A 15,115-nucleotide genomic window follows, 5' to 3' on the forward strand; every position below is an offset into this window, starting at 1 on the left:
CAAATTACGGCTAAAAAGGGCACTTTTAAAATCTAAAAAGCTTCATTTAATGATAGATAAAAACCACTACTCTGGGGCTCTCCTTTATTTCTACTTCCGAAGCCGTAATCAACCCGTAATGTTAAGCGGTTACGTTGGTCAAATATATATCTGCCCCCAATGCCAAAATTGGGCTTTATTGTTTCGTTGTTAAAGTTACTATTGCTAAATACTCCGCCTCCACCTATAAAGGCGGCAATTACCCCCCGAGATAATGAGAACAAGCCGGCATCCGGACGCTTAGCAAATGGCCTGTAGCGTAACTCACTTTGAATTGCCAGGTAGTTTTGATCTCGATAGCGGCCCGTATAATAGCCTCGCATCAGCATGTCGTTGCCCAATTGGGGGAGTATAAAAAATGGTTTATCATTTCCTTGTAATGATTGAAAATATCCCTGAGCGGCAATTACTATGTTGGGGTGAATTTGCCAGTATTTACGGGCATCGAGTGTAGTAAGGATAAAGTTGAAATCGCTGGCCAGGGCTTTAAACGAATTTTGGACATAAAGTCTTAAATACGAACCCTTGTGAGGATAATTTACGACATCGCGGTTATCGAATGTCGTTGATAATGTTAAATAAGTAATGTTTCCTCCACTTTTACCTTCCAGGTCGCTAGAGTTATAAATTCCCAGTTCGTCTTTCTCGGAAATGGATTCGTGTGTATACCAAACTCCAGCGCCTACATAAAAGGATTTGGTTACTTCTTTTTCTGCATCTACACTTAATCTGATTTTTTTGTCGTTGATCAGGTCTTTATCCGATTCCTTAGTGTCGTTTCCTACCCCATAAAAGTAACTAGGGAAATCATAGTATCTAAAATCTGTAAGTATATGCCAATCATTATTCTTGGTCCAAAGGTTACCTGTTAAACTCAATTTCGACTGTTTTTTTGTGGTATAGGATCCAATCAAATTAATAGTAGAGTTCCGCTGATTTAGAGATGATTTGTTCAGATAAAATGAGTAAATGCCAGCAAGGCCGAATTCAACTCCGCGCTCTTGCGAAGAACCAAGTACCGGAATAGGTAAAAGACTGTTTTTAAGTTTTGCTGAAATAGTATCAACAGGTTGAGGAGTCTGGGAGAATGCTGTTGAAAGATTAATAGTTAACAATACAAAAACATGCAGAAGAATCTTTCTAAAGGCGGATAAATTCATTGGGTGAAGATAGAAAATACTCTGAAAACGAATAAAATAATCTGAAATGAACTAAAAAGACACCATTAAGAGTGGGCTAAATTGTGAAATTGTTAATAATTATCAACTGGTTGAAATGTTGTAAAATGATGTTTAGTTGTGGTTTTTGTGAGTTTTATTCTTTTATTCAAAATTTAATTTTGAATGTTTCTATGATATCTTATTGCAAATAATTATTATAAAATAGCTGTTGAATTTATAAATAATTAATAAGTATAAAATAATGGTATAGAATTTTAAAATTTTGGCTGTTTTTTTTGTCATAATTCTAATATAAACTGATTATTAATATATCGCAACGAAAAAAATACAAACTGTTTGCTTATGTAGTGAAAACTGTTACTTTGGCAGAGTATAAAATTTAAAAATATGAAAGAGAAGTTTACAAAATTTTTAGTACTCCTTTTTTCACTGGCTACACTTACCACGTATGCCCAGCAAAAAAAGATTACGGGTACTGTAACATCCAAAGCTGATGGATTGCCACTTCCAGCAGTAAGTGTAACCGTTAAAGGAACATCATTGGGTAGCCAAACTGATGTAGACGGTAAGTATTCAATTTCAGTTCCTGAAAATGGAACTTTAATGTTTAGTTATGTTGGTTTCCAGCTTAAAGAGGTTAAGGTTGGTTCAACATCTGTAATTAACATTGCTCTGGAATCAGACGAACGTCAACTAGGAGAAGTTGTTGTAACTGCGTTGGGTATTAATCGTCAAGCTGCATCTTTAGGATATTCAACAGCTAAGATTAAGGCTGAAGATTTAACTCGTGCAAAATCAGCTAGTGTTGTTCAAAGTTTGAATGGTAAAGTTTCGGGCTTGCAAATCAATACTGTAAACAGCGGAGTAAACCCTACTACTCGTATTGTTTTGCGTGGTAATCGTTCGTTAACTGGAAACAATCAGGCTCTTATCGTTTTGGATGGTGTGATTGTACCCTCTAATATTTTGAATACCATCAATCCGGATGATATTGAGAATGTTTCTATTTTGAAGGGCTCCAATGCATCTGCATTGTATGGATCAGAGGCATCGAATGGTGCAATGTTGATTTCAACCAAAAAAGGCACGAAAAATAAGCCTCGCATTACCTATTCTAATGTAAGTACTATTGAGCAAATCAGCTATTTGCCATCAATGCAAGATCGTTTTGGTTCAGGTTCTGCAGAAGGAATTGCTACTTACGATCCAATTGAGAACCAGCAATACGGACCTGCTTTTGATGGAACCTTACGCCCACTTGGTAGAGTTTTAGAAGATGGTTCTATTCAAGAAGTAACCTATAAAAGCCGTATTAAGGAAAAAACAAATTTCTTTGATAATGGCTTGAATATGCAAAACAATATTGCAATGTCGACCGGTAACGAAAACAGTTTGCTTTATTTTTCCTATCAAAATGTTAATGCAAACGGGACAGTTCCTGGAGATCAAGGAAAACGCAATACATTCCGCTTAAACGGTACTAAAGAAGTTATCAAGGATTTAAACTTGAATTTTAATGCAAGTTATGCGCAAAATCGTGCTGATGTACATTCAAATAATGATCGTGATAACTCTGTGTATTGGAATGTCATAAATGCGGCACCTCAAGTTCCTCTTACTTCTTATAAAGATTGGAGAAACGATAAGTTTTCAAATCCAAACGGTTATTATAATGACTATTATTTCAACCCTTATTATAAGATAGATAATTTCAGAACGGACAGTCGTAATGATTTCTTTATCGGTAGTTTTGACTTGAATTACAAGTTAACTCCATGGATGACAGCGATGTATCGTTTAAGTGCATCTGGCAACGACTTCAGTTCAAAAGAATATGGTGATAAATTCACTTATTCAGATTTTGCTAAAGCAGGTACGGCTAAAAAGGATGTTGCGGGTTATGTAACAGATCGCAGTAGCTTTAATAATCAAGTAACTTCGGAGATCTATATAGATCTAAGTAAAAAATTTGGTGATTTCACTACCAGCCTTAAAATAGGTAATCAGGTTCGTCAAAACGCTGCTAAATACTCCGTTGTTGGTGCCTCCGCTTTAGTAAATCCGGGATTGTTTAACGTTTCAAACCGTACTGGAGAATTGGCAGGTTCGGAAAGTAATTATAAATCAAGATCAATCGGCTTACTTGGAAACTTAAACGTTGGATATAAAGATTATTTATTCCTGGAAGTATCAGGACGTAATGATTGGGTTTCTGTTCTTGCTCCTGAAAATAGATCATTCTTCTACCCAGGAGTTAACTTATCCTATGTGTTAACTCAAGGTATTGATGCACTTAAAAATAATAGCGTGCTTACTTATGCAAAAGTACGCGGTGGTTGGTCAAAAACTGGTCAAGTAAACCTTGCTTCAAACGCTTATTCTGATTGGGGTGTTGGGGTTTCAACTCCTACATATGGTGCTTACGCATTATTCCCTACCTATGGTCCACAAGCTGGTTTCCCTTACGGTTCGTTAGCAGGTTATACCATTTCTAATAGAATTGTAAGTAATAATCTTAAGCCTGAGTTTACAACAGGTTATGAGTTAGGTGCTGAGCTAGGTTTTTGGAATGATCGTTTAAACATAGACGCAACTTATTATAAAACAAGTTCTACTAATCAAACAGTTGGCGCAAGTGTATCAAATGCAACAGGATATAGCTCATACTTGTTTAATACAGGTGAGTTAACCAATGAGGGAGTTGAGGCTGATGTTCGTTTAACTCCAATTAAGTTGGATAATGGATTCCGTTGGAACGTTGGATTCAATTATAGCTATAATGAGAATAAAGTAGTATCAATTTCTGATTCTATTAATGAGTTAGCACTTACATCGGGCGGTGATGCTCAGGTTTATGCTATTAAAGGGCAAAGCTTCCCGGTAATTAAGGGTTCTTATTATGAGCGTGACCCTGAAGGTCGTGTAATCGTAGATGCAAAAACTGGTTACCCTGTAAAGGCTGCTGACCAGAAAATTTTTGGTTCATCTAGTCCTAAACACAAACTAGGCGTTACAACATCATTTGAGTACAAAAACTTTACATTAAGTGGTGTATTTGAATATCGCGGTGGTTATGTAATCTCTAACAATATTGGTTCAAACATGGATTTCACAGGAGCTTCAGGTCGTTCCGCATCATTTGATCGTCAACGTTTTGTTTATCCTAATTCAGTTTATAAAGATCCAGCTACAGGAAAATATGTTGAAAATAAGAACATAACAGTTGCAGATGGTGGCGCCGGTTTTTGGGCGAATGCTGCAGTAAATACTTCAGTTGCTGAAAACTATATAACCAGCGGTGCTTACTGGAAGGTTCGTGAGTTGGTATTAAGTTATAACTTCCCTCAATCAGTAATTTCAAAAATGAAGGTTGTGAAGGGAATGTCATTAAGCCTTATTGGTCGTAACTTGTTCACCTGGACTCCAAAATCGAATATGTATACAGATCCTGAGTATAGTTTTACCGATGGAAACGGACAAGGTATCAATACTATTAATCAAACTCCTCCTACTAGAACCTTTGGTGGAAGTTTATCGGTAACATTTTAATTGATTAGGGCTAGAATTTTATGAAAAAGATTAAAACAATTATACTTTCTGCAGCAGCTATCTCATTGATGGTAAGCTGTAAGGATTACTTGGATATTAACGATAATCCAAATCAGGCATTAAATGCAACTCCTCAAAGTATTTTAGCAGGAGCTTTATCCACTACTGCTAATAATATCTATAACACAGCAAATAGTTATGGTGCTTGGACGGTAGGTTATTGGGGTAAATCAGGTGATGTTAACGGTTATGCGCCTGAGCGTACCTATAATTATACTACATCTTTTTATCAGGGACTTTGGGCTGATATTTATGATAATTTGAATGATTATAAGGCTGTTGAAAATGCAGCAAATAAAGCTGGATTAAGCAACCATGAGGCTATTGCCTTAATTATGGAAGCTTATAATTTTCAGGCATTAATAGATCAGTATGGAGATGTTCCTTATAATGATGCATTTAAAGGTGCAGATGTTTTAACTCCGAAATATGATAAAGCGGAGGATGTTTATAAAACATTGATTGCTAATTTGACAAAAGCAGTTGATTTAATTAAAAATAACCCAAGTGCAACGGTTCCTAAGACAGAAGATATTATGTTTTATGACGCCGGATTAAAAATGAGTGATTTAACAAAATGGGTAAAGTTCGCTAATACATTGAAACTACGTATGTTAATGCGTATTTCAGGTGTTCCGTCACTTGCTTCATTTGCTTCTTCTGAAATTGGAAAAATGGGTTCAGTAGAAGGTACTTACTTGTCTACAGATGCGTTAGTTAATCCTGGTTATATCCAATCTGCAAGTAAACAAAATCCCTTCTGGAACCGTTATAATCAAACACCAACCGGTACAACTTCAACAGAGGCCACTTATGTACGTCCTACAAGTTATGCTATCGACCAATACGAACTTAACAATGATCCTCGTATTGCAAAGTTTTATAATAAAGCAGGTAATAATTATGTGGGTGTGGTTTTAGGAGGAGATCCGCTTCCTGCTTCAGGAGCATCATCTTCATTTGGACCGGGTATATTTAAAGGTTATAATGCATCATCGGTGATCATGTTAGCTGCTGAAAGTAATTTCTTGCAAGCAGAGGCAATATCTCGCGGTTATCTAACGGGCGATGCAAAAGATAAATATACTAAGGGTATCCAGGCATCATTCCTTTACTTGGGATTAACTTTAGCTGATGCGAATGGTTATATTACTGCTAATGCAGGTAATCCTCAAGTTGATTTTGCTGCCGCTGCAAATCCAATTGAGATTATTATTTATCAAAAGTACCTGGCATTAAATTCCTTGGAAAGTAATGAAGCTCTGTCTGAATATCGTCGTACCGGGTTCCCTGCCGATGTTCCTCTTTCTGTAGACCCATTACGTGTTGGTAGTGGTATCCCAACTCGCTTATTGTATCCTTTGTCTGAAATTTCTACTAACTCAGCAAACGTTCCAAAAGCAACTCAATGGAATAAGATATTCTGGGATGTTAATTAATCTGTAATCTTTAATAAAACTGACAAATGAAAAAAAATATAAAATTATTGACTCTAGGCATCTTGGGGATTATGAGTATGAGTTCATGCTTAAAGGATGATGATCATTATGTTGATTTTGCATCTCAACCTGCTTTAGCTGAATTTCAATTAGGTGAAAAAACCACTGCTGTATTTGAAGCTAAACCTGAGCCACAGAAATATAATCTGATGGTTAATATTGCTGCCGTAGCTCCTTTAAATAAAGCAGTGACATTAACCCTTGAATATGCACCGGATTCACTGATAAGTTATAATAAGGTACATAAAACTACTTTTGCAATGCTTCCAGAGGCGGCTTATTCAATTCCAAGTTTAACAGTTAATATTCCTGCGGGAGAACGTTTGGTAGGCTTACCAATTACTGTGAATGCTGGAGTTATTGACTTAAGCAAATCATATGCATTGCCATTTAGAATTAAATCTGCAACAGGAGTAAACGTAAGTGGTAACTTTAATACCCTTATTGTTGCAATTGCAGTTAAAAATAAATGGGATGGGGTTTATACCATGACGGGAACAATGGAGGATCGTGTAAATGGTTTATTAAAAGGAATGTATCCTCGTGAAATTTCTTTAATTACTACAGGCGGAAGCTCGGTAGCTCTTTGGGATAATGTAATTGGAAATTATACACATGCTATTTCAAATGATGGAGCACTTTCTCAGTATGGTACATTTTCACCTAATTTCACAATTGATGCTAACAATGCAATAACTCAAGTTGTAAATTATTACGTTAATCCTGCAAATGGTCGCGGAGCACGTCTTAATGTGGCTGGAATTAATAAATATGATCCAGCAACTAAAACTTTTGAAGTAAGTTATGTGATGACTCAAGGTGGAGACAGAACATTCTTTACTGAAAAATATGTTTACAAAAAAGCCAGGTAATACCTGGGGGCATTAGAAATTGTTTTGAGCAATTTCTTTATGAATCATAAACTAAATTTTATGAAGGTTGCCACAAATGTGGCAACCTTTTTTGTTTTTCCTCTTTTCGCAACTATTCGAATAACTCCTTATTTATCCTACCTTTGCGGCAAAATTTTTACAGCATGGAAAAGAAACGTAATACTATTTCATCGTTCATGGAAAAGTACTACCTGCATTTCAACGCTGCGGCGATGGTTGATGCGGCAAAGGCTTATGAAAAGCACCTGGAAGAAGGTGGCAAAATGATGATCACCTTGGCTGGTGCGATGAGTACAGCTGAAATGGGTAAAATTTTAGCAGAGATGATTCGTCAAGGTAAAGTGGATATCATTTCGTGTACAGGCGCTAACCTTGAAGAAGATATCATGAACCTGGTAGCGCACAAGAGCTACAAACGCGTACCTAACTACCGAGATTTGAGTCCTCAGGAAGAGTGGGATCTATTGGAAAATGGTTTTAACCGTGTGACTGACACTTGTATTCCCGAAGAGGAAGCTTTCCGTCGCTTGCAAAAACATATTCATTATCAGTGGAAAACCGCTCAGGATAATGGCGAACGTTATCTTCCACATGAATTCATGTATAAAATGTTATTATCTGGCGATTTGGAGCAATATTATGAAATTGATCCAAAAGACAGCTGGATGCTGGCTGCTGCTGAAGCTAATTTACCAATCATTTGTCCGGGATGGGAAGATTCGACAATGGGTAATATCTTCGCATCTTACTGTATTAAAGGTGAATTAAATCCTTCTACCATGAAATCAGGTATTGAGTACATGACTTATTTATCTGATTGGTACATTAAAAACTCAGGTGGTAAGGGCGTTGGTTTCTTCCAAATTGGCGGTGGTATAGCCGGAGATTTCCCTATTTGTGTGGTTCCGATGTTGTATCAGGATATGGAAATGGAAACGATTCCTTTCTGGAGTTATTTCTGCCAAATCTCTGATTCTACTACCAGTTATGGCTCTTATTCAGGTGCTGTTCCTAATGAAAAAATAACGTGGGGTAAACTAGACATTCATACTCCTAAATTCATTATTGAGTCTGATGCCACAATTGTTGCTCCGCTAATTTTTGCATGGCTTTTAGACATGTAATCATACTTCATAATAATTCCCAATAGCTGCCTTAGGCAGCTATTTTATTGATTAGTAATTAGTTATGAAAATAGCTTTTTTGCTTATTTAGAATAGTTATAAATTGACAAAATGTGTCATATCATTGTCATAGACACAGTTTTATATCTATTTTTGTGCGCTTAATGTTAAAAGATAGTCCCCCCAACGGGTTTATCGTTAACATATTGATTATAAGTTCGTAATATATTAGTAGAATTACATAGAGCATGAGTAAGAACTCGAACGTTTTTTTGAAAACTTGTCTTAAAAAAGGTGTATTAATTCTCACAATCGCCTTTTTGAGCGTTGCGCAAGCCTTTGCTGCAGACCCTAAAGAAGGGGAGACGCTCTTCAAAGCCAACTGTACATCGTGTCACGCTATTAATAAGCGTGTAACTGGTCCAGCGTTGAAGGATATCCATAAAACAAAGGATATCAACTGGTTAGTTAAATGGGTTCATGACTCACAAGGATTGGTGAAATCGGGCGATGCCGAAGCAACAAAAATATTTGCTGAATATAGCCAGCAGATTATGCCTTCATTCCCTCAATTAACTGAAGACAATGTGAAGTCAATTGTTGCTTATGTTCAGCAGGAAAGTGAAGCCCTTGACAAAGCCGCTGCTGCTGCCCCTGCAGGCGGTGCTGCTGCCGCAGAAAGTGGAACAAGCAGCTTTACAGTTTTTGGCTTATTGGGTTTAGTTGTTGTACTGTTTTTAGTAATTGTGGTATTAAACCGTGTTATTAAAACATTAGAGCAATTAGTTCTTGCTAAAAAGGCAGATGGTTCAATAACAGAAGAAGAGGAAGAAGAAGTTGAGGCAGCTCCATCTAAATTTGCTGAAACAGTTAAAAAACTTGCTTCTAACAAAAAGGTAATTGCCTTAACAATTGTAGCTATTTTAGTTGTAGGCTCGGCTTGGTCTTGGAAAGAAATGTGGGAGGTAGGGGTAACTCAGAATTACCAACCTGCTCAACCAATTAAATTCTCACACAAAGTTCACGCTGGGGTAAACCAAATCAATTGTCAATACTGTCACTCTGGTGCATGGAAAAGTAAAAACGCGAGCATTCCATCAGCGAATGTTTGTATGAACTGCCATAACCAGATCAACGAGTATAAAGGTGAGGCATTAGTTGACGCCGATGGCGAGAAAATTGATGGTACCGCCGAAATTCAAAAAATCTACCAGGCTTTAGATTACGACCCTGCTACTCAGAAATACGGAACTAACCAACGTCCTATTGAGTGGGTTCGTATCCATAACCTTCCGGACTTTGCTTATTTCAATCACTCACAACACGTAAAAGTTGCTGAAGAGTCGATTCGTGCTGCTAAAGGTCTGAAAGCTGAAGATCCAGTTTGTTACGCTTGCCATGGCGAGGTCGCTAAAATGGATGAAGTATACCAGGCGTCACAGTTAACCATGAAATGGTGTATCGACTGTCACCGCAGTACCGAAATGAAACATGCTCCTAAAAACCACTACTATGATGGTATGGTTGAACTTCATGAGAAAATCAAGAAGGGTGAAAAGGTTACCGTTGCTCAAATGGGTGGCCTTGAGTGTGCAAAATGTCATTATTAATTTTTAAAAGACTCTTACGATTATAATGGATAGCAATAACAAAACATACTGGAAAGGTTTAGAGGAGTTGAATCCAACTCCTGAGTTTGAAGCTTTACAGAAAAGAGAATTTGCTGAAGACTTACCAATTGAAGAGATCCTGTCAGGCAAGGCAAACGATAGTTCTGTAATGCCACGCCGTGATTTCTTGAAATCTTTAGGTTTTGGTGTAGGTGCTGTAGCTTTAGCTGCGTGTAACAAAACACCGGTAAACAAAGCAGTTCCTTACCTGATCAAGCCTGAGGAAATTACTCCGGGTATTCCTAACTATTACACAAGTATCTCGAAAGATGGATACGGTATATTAGTAAAAACCCGTGAAGGTCGTCCTATTAAAATTGAAGGTAACACTAACTGTCCGATTGGCCAGGGTGGTGTTGATTCAGCCGGACACGCTTCAGTAATTGATCTTTATGATTCTACTAAATTAAAATCTCCTTTATTAAAAGGTATCGAATCTTCGTGGGAAGATGTGGATGCTTTTGTTAAGGAGCAATTAGCTAAAACGAATGCTGCCGGTAAGAAAATTGTAATTCTTACTGATTCGATAAACAGCCCATCAACAAATGCTGCAATCGCTGACTTCGTTAAAGCATATCCTACCGCTAAACAAGTTACTTATGATGCGGTATCTTACTCTGGTATTATCAACGCAAATAAAAACAGCTTTGATAAAGCAGTAATCCCTTCATACAAATTTGATAACGCAAGCGTAATTGTAAGTTTCGGCGCTGATTTCTTGGGAACCTGGATTTCACCTGTTGAATTTACACGCCAATACGTTTCTCAGCGTAACGCTAAACACCTTAAAGAAACTAAGTCAATGTCACGCCATATTCAGTTTGAAACTGAAATGTCATTGACTGGTTCTAATGCAGACGTTCGCATTCCTGTTCGTCCGTCGCAATCAGGGTTAGCATTGATCGGCTTATATAATGGTGTGGCAAAATTAGCTGGAGCGCAAACTTTCAACGTTGAAACTCCTGAATTTGCCGGCAACATCATCTCTAAAACTGCTAAAGAGCTTTGGGAAAACAAAGGCAAATCATTAGTAGTAGCGGGATCAAATGATGTTTCTACCCAGATCTTAGTAAATGCAATCAATGCTTTATTAGGTAACTACGGTTCAACTATCGATTTAGATAATGCTAGTCAGCAATACAAAGGCAACGATGCCGAAGTTGTTGAGTTGGTAAATGAGATGAATCGTGGTGAAGTTGGTGCATTGATCGTGTATGGTGTAAACCCAGTTTACTCATATCCTAAAGCTGCTGACTTTGCTGCTGCCTTGAAAAAGGTTGCTTTAAAAGTTTCTTTCGCTGAGCGTGAAGATGAAACTGCTAAAGGATTTGAGGTAATCGCTCCTGATCATCACTCATTAGAAGCTTGGACAGATGCAGAGCCTCGTAAAGGTGTGTTCTTAATTGGTCAGCCAACTATCAACCCAATTTACGATACTCGCGCAGCACAGAAAAGCTTATTAGTTTGGGCAAATAATCCTGTTGAATATTTAGACTACGTTAAAAATGTTTGGAATACTACCATCTTCCCTCAGGTAGGTGCTGGTATTTTCCAAGATCAGTGGGATAACTTATTACGTACAGGTTTTGTTAAAACTGCAGGTGCTGTAGCACAGCCTTATACATTTGCTAAAGATTTGTCAACTGTAGTTTCTACTATTACTAATAGCAGTAAATCTGTTTCAGGTAAAGTGGAGTTAACAGTATTCAAACATACCAATGTTGGTGACGGTCGTGGTGCAAACAACCCATTATTGCAAGAGTGTCCAGATCCTGTTTCAAAAGTAACTTGGGATAACTACGTTGCTATTTCACCTAAATTTGGTCAAGACCAAGGTATTGCTGAGTTTGATGTTGTGAAAGTTGAAGCTAATGGTTATTCAATTGAATTGCCGGTTATCTTACAACCAGGTCAGGCTTATGGTACTGCTTCAATTGCTTTAGGTTATGGGCGTACGGCAGCTGGTAAAGCAGGTAACGAAGTAGGTAAAAATGCTTATCCATTTGTAAGTATTGTTAATGGAAGCTTGCAAAACTTCAATGGAGTATCGATCTCTAAAACCGGAGACTCAATCGAACTGGCAAGAACTCAAACTCACCACTCATTCGAAGGTCGCGATATCATCAGAGAAACAACAATCTCTGCGTATGCTAAAGATCCTTCATCAGGCAGCCATGGTCACCATGACTTAGCTGAAATTTCTGAGCAAGATGAGAAAGGTGGTGCTAAACGCGATAAATACGGTAACCTTAAATTGTTGAACCTATGGGAAGACAAAGAGAAAAAAGGTCACCACTGGGGTATGGCAATCGACCTGAACGCATGTACAGGTTGTGGTTCTTGTATCATCAGCTGTAATATCGAAAACAACGTAGCAGTAGTAGGTCGTGATGAGGTTCGCCGTCGTCGTGAAATGCATTGGTTACGTATCGATCGTTACTATTCGGAAGTTGCAGAAGGTACCGAAGGTTACATGGGTAAAGACAGTAAAGAAGAATCATTCGAGGTTGTTCACCAACCAATGCTTTGTCAGCACTGTGACCACGCACCTTGTGAAACCGTTTGTCCGGTATTAGCAACAATGCACTCTTCAGAAGGGTTGAACCAAATGGCTTACAACCGTTGTTTCGGTACTCGTTACTGTGCAAACAACTGTCCATACAAAGTTCGTCGTTTCAACTGGTTCAACTACACTGATAACGATAAGTTTGATTACTACATGAACAATCCAATGGGTAAATTAGTATTAAACCCAGATGTTGTGGTTCGTTCACGTGGTGTGATGGAGAAATGTTCAATGTGTGTTCAACGTATTCAGGCTGGTAAGTTACAAGCGAAAATGGAGAACCGTCCGTTGAAAGATGGCGATATCAAAACTGCTTGTCAGCAATCATGTCCTTCAAATGCAATCGTATTCGGTGATATCAATGATCCAGAAAGCGAAGTGTCGAAATTGCTTCACAACGAGCGTACTTACTATGTCTTAGAATCAATTGGTGTTCAGCCAGGTATTGGTTACATGACACAAGTTCGTAACAAAGAGAAAGCAGCAGCAGAGCACGGACATGGGGGTCATGGTCACGAAGCTAAAGAGGAGAGTCATTCATAATTAAGTTTCTAAACTCAAGATATTATGCACGAGTCAATAATTAGAAAACCTTTAGTAACCGGTACGCCTGATATGCATACTGTTACTGAAGACGTTTGCCGCCCGGTTGAGAATGCTCCAAGCAAGGCCTGGTGGATCGGATTCACCCTTGCATTTGCAGGGTTTATCCTGTGGTTAGTAAGTTTTGGTTACACTGCCTGGGTTGGACTAGGCGCATGGGGATTAAACAAAACAGTAGGATGGGCATGGGATATCACCAACTTCGTATGGTGGGTAGGTATCGGTCACGCTGGAACTCTGATCTCGGCGGTATTATTACTATTCCGTCAGAGCTGGCGTAACTCAATTAACCGTTCTGCTGAGGCGATGACCATTTTCGCCGTTATTTGTGCTGCGACGTACATCTTAGCACACATGGGTCGTCCTTGGTTAGCTTATTGGGCATTCCCGCTTCCAAATCAGTTTGGGTCATTATGGGTTAACTTTAACTCACCGCTTATTTGGGACGTATTCGCGATCTCAACGTACTTCTCGGTTTCATGTTTGTTCTGGTTTGTTGGTTTATTGCCTGACATTGCAACAGTACGTGACCGCGCTACCGGTGTTCGTAAACAAGTATATTCTGCATTAAGTTTAGGATGGACTTCATCAGCCCGCAGCTGGATCCGTTTCGAGTCTATCTCCTTAATCCTTTCTGGTATTTCAACTCCACTGGTACTTTCGGTACACACCATCGTATCCTTCGACTTTGCTACATCAGTTATTCCAGGATGGCACACCACCATCTTCCCTCCATACTTCGTTGCCGGTGCAATCTTCTCAGGTTTCGCCATGGTACAAACATTATTGTTAGTTGCCCGCGTAGTATTGAAATTAGAAAACTATATCACCATGTACCATATTGAGTTGATGAACATCATCATCTTGGTAACCGGTTCTATTGTGGGTGTTGCTTACTTAACTGAGTTATTTATTGCATGGTACTCGGGTGTTGAATACGAACAATATGCATTCTTAAATCGTGTGTCAGGTCCTTACTGGTGGGCATACTGGATCATGATGACTTGTAACGTAATTTCTCCACAGTTAATGTGGTTCAAAAAATTACGTACCAGCCTTGTGTTCACATTCATTATCTCAATTGTTGTAAACATCGGTATGTGGTTCGAGCGTTTCGTAATTATCGTTACCTCATTACACCGCGATTACCTTCCATCATCTTGGGCAATGTTTACACCAACTGTTGTTGACGTAGGTTTATACGTAGGTTCAATTGGTTTATTCTTCACCCTGTTCTTGTTGTTCATCCGCTTCTTACCATCAGTGGCAATGGCCGAGGTGAAACTATTATTAAAGCACTCAAGTGAAGAGGCTAAAGCTAAAGCTAAAAAACACGGTCACGCTACTCATCATCCGGTAGAAGGCAATGTAGTAATTGCTACCACCGCAACAATTAAGAAAGGAGAGTCAAATGAAGAATAAGAAATTTGCCATCGGTTTATATGACGATGAGGATGTTTTAAAATCAGGCATCACTTCAATTCAAAATAAAGGACAAGAGATCTTTGACGTGTATACTCCATATCCGGTTCACGGATTAGAGAATGTATTCTTCGTTCCTCGCTCACGCCTGCCAATTGCGGCATTCTGCTTTGGTTGCCTGGGTTTATCATTAGCTTTCTTAATGATGTGGTACATGATTACTTATGATTGGCCAATGGATATTGGTGGTAAACCAAACTTCCCGGTTGTAAGTTTTATTCCGGTTTGCTTTGAGTGGACTGTATTGTTCGCTTCTTTCGGAATGGGTTTCACTTTCTTCATGGCTAACCGCTTAATTCCTTTTTCAACTCCAAGAATTATGGATGAGCGCGCAACAGACGATCGTTTTGTTGTAGCCATAGAAGTAAACGAAAATAATGAGTCGAGTGTAGCTGATTTAATCAGACAATCAGGTGCAGTAGAGGTTAAATACAAAACTTTTTAAGGGC

At 38.4% G+C, this 15,115-nt stretch carries 9 protein-coding genes; 8 read left to right on the forward strand and 1 reads right to left on the reverse strand.

What is annotated here, in order from left to right; genetic code table 11:
* Positions 1 to 32 precede the first annotated feature (32 nt).
* Positions 33 to 1,199 (reverse strand): BamA/TamA family outer membrane protein, encoded by a 1,167-nt coding sequence (locus NF867_RS11250; protein WP_252588099.1) that lies wholly within the window; start codon positions 1,197 to 1,199, stop codon positions 33 to 35.
* A 408-nt stretch (positions 1,200 to 1,607) separates the two neighbouring features.
* Between NF867_RS11250 and NF867_RS11255 the strand changes: the two genes are divergently transcribed.
* From NF867_RS11255 to NF867_RS11290, 8 genes are all read left to right on the forward strand, one after another.
* Positions 1,608 to 4,769: a SusC/RagA family TonB-linked outer membrane protein gene (locus tag NF867_RS11255; RefSeq protein ID WP_252588100.1), complete on the forward strand. Its 3,162-nt coding sequence runs from the start codon at positions 1,608 to 1,610 to the stop codon at positions 4,767 to 4,769.
* A gap of 20 nt (positions 4,770 to 4,789) precedes the next feature.
* On the forward strand, positions 4,790 to 6,268 hold the full coding sequence (locus NF867_RS11260) for a SusD/RagB family nutrient-binding outer membrane lipoprotein (protein ID WP_252588101.1): 1,479 nt from the start codon (positions 4,790 to 4,792) through the stop codon (positions 6,266 to 6,268).
* Positions 6,269 to 6,294: 26 nt separating this feature from the next.
* Positions 6,295 to 7,200, forward strand: a complete 906-nt coding sequence (locus tag NF867_RS11265; protein ID WP_252588102.1) for a DUF1735 domain-containing protein — start codon at positions 6,295 to 6,297, stop codon at positions 7,198 to 7,200.
* 164 nt (positions 7,201 to 7,364) lie between these two features.
* Positions 7,365 to 8,345 (forward strand): deoxyhypusine synthase family protein, encoded by a 981-nt coding sequence (locus tag NF867_RS11270; protein ID WP_252588103.1) that lies wholly within the window; start codon positions 7,365 to 7,367, stop codon positions 8,343 to 8,345.
* A gap of 248 nt (positions 8,346 to 8,593) precedes the next feature.
* A complete protein-coding gene (locus tag NF867_RS11275) occupies positions 8,594 to 9,955 on the forward strand; it encodes a c-type cytochrome (protein WP_252588104.1) in 1,362 nt (453 codons plus the stop codon).
* Between the two features lie 25 nt (positions 9,956 to 9,980).
* Complete coding sequence (locus NF867_RS11280) at positions 9,981 to 13,124, forward strand: TAT-variant-translocated molybdopterin oxidoreductase (protein WP_252588105.1); 3,144 nt, start codon at positions 9,981 to 9,983, stop codon at positions 13,122 to 13,124.
* Between the two features lie 24 nt (positions 13,125 to 13,148).
* Complete coding sequence (gene nrfD / locus NF867_RS11285; protein ID WP_252588106.1) at positions 13,149 to 14,606, forward strand: NrfD/PsrC family molybdoenzyme membrane anchor subunit; 1,458 nt, start codon at positions 13,149 to 13,151, stop codon at positions 14,604 to 14,606.
* Entirely contained in the window at positions 14,596 to 15,111 is a 516-nt protein-coding gene (locus NF867_RS11290; protein ID WP_252588107.1) for a DUF3341 domain-containing protein, read from the forward strand. Before nrfD ends, NF867_RS11290 begins: the two co-directional genes overlap by 11 nt.
* Positions 15,112 to 15,115 lie beyond the last annotated feature (4 nt).

Source organism: Solitalea agri, assembly GCF_023914155.1.
Classification (GTDB): Bacteria; Bacteroidota; Bacteroidia; order Sphingobacteriales; family Sphingobacteriaceae; genus Solitalea; species Solitalea agri.

Bases quoted from the DNA above. Each gene is read 5' to 3' on its own strand.
- NF867_RS11265 (WP_252588102.1), top strand. From the start codon at position 6,295: ATGAAAAAAAATATAAAATTATTGACTCTAGGCATCTTGGGGATTATG.
- NF867_RS11275 (WP_252588104.1), top strand. From the start codon at position 8,594: ATGAGTAAGAACTCGAACGTTTTTTTGAAAACTTGTCTTAAAAAAGGT.
- NF867_RS11290 (WP_252588107.1), top strand. From the start codon at position 14,596: ATGAAGAATAAGAAATTTGCCATCGGTTTATATGACGATGAGGATGTT.
- NF867_RS11260 (WP_252588101.1), top strand. From the start codon at position 4,790: ATGAAAAAGATTAAAACAATTATACTTTCTGCAGCAGCTATCTCATTG.
- nrfD (WP_252588106.1), top strand. From the start codon at position 13,149: ATGCACGAGTCAATAATTAGAAAACCTTTAGTAACCGGTACGCCTGAT.
- NF867_RS11250 (WP_252588099.1), bottom strand. From the start codon at position 1,199: ATGAATTTATCCGCCTTTAGAAAGATTCTTCTGCATGTTTTTGTATTG.
- NF867_RS11280 (WP_252588105.1), top strand. From the start codon at position 9,981: ATGGATAGCAATAACAAAACATACTGGAAAGGTTTAGAGGAGTTGAAT.
- NF867_RS11270 (WP_252588103.1), top strand. From the start codon at position 7,365: ATGGAAAAGAAACGTAATACTATTTCATCGTTCATGGAAAAGTACTAC.
- NF867_RS11255 (WP_252588100.1), top strand. From the start codon at position 1,608: ATGAAAGAGAAGTTTACAAAATTTTTAGTACTCCTTTTTTCACTGGCT.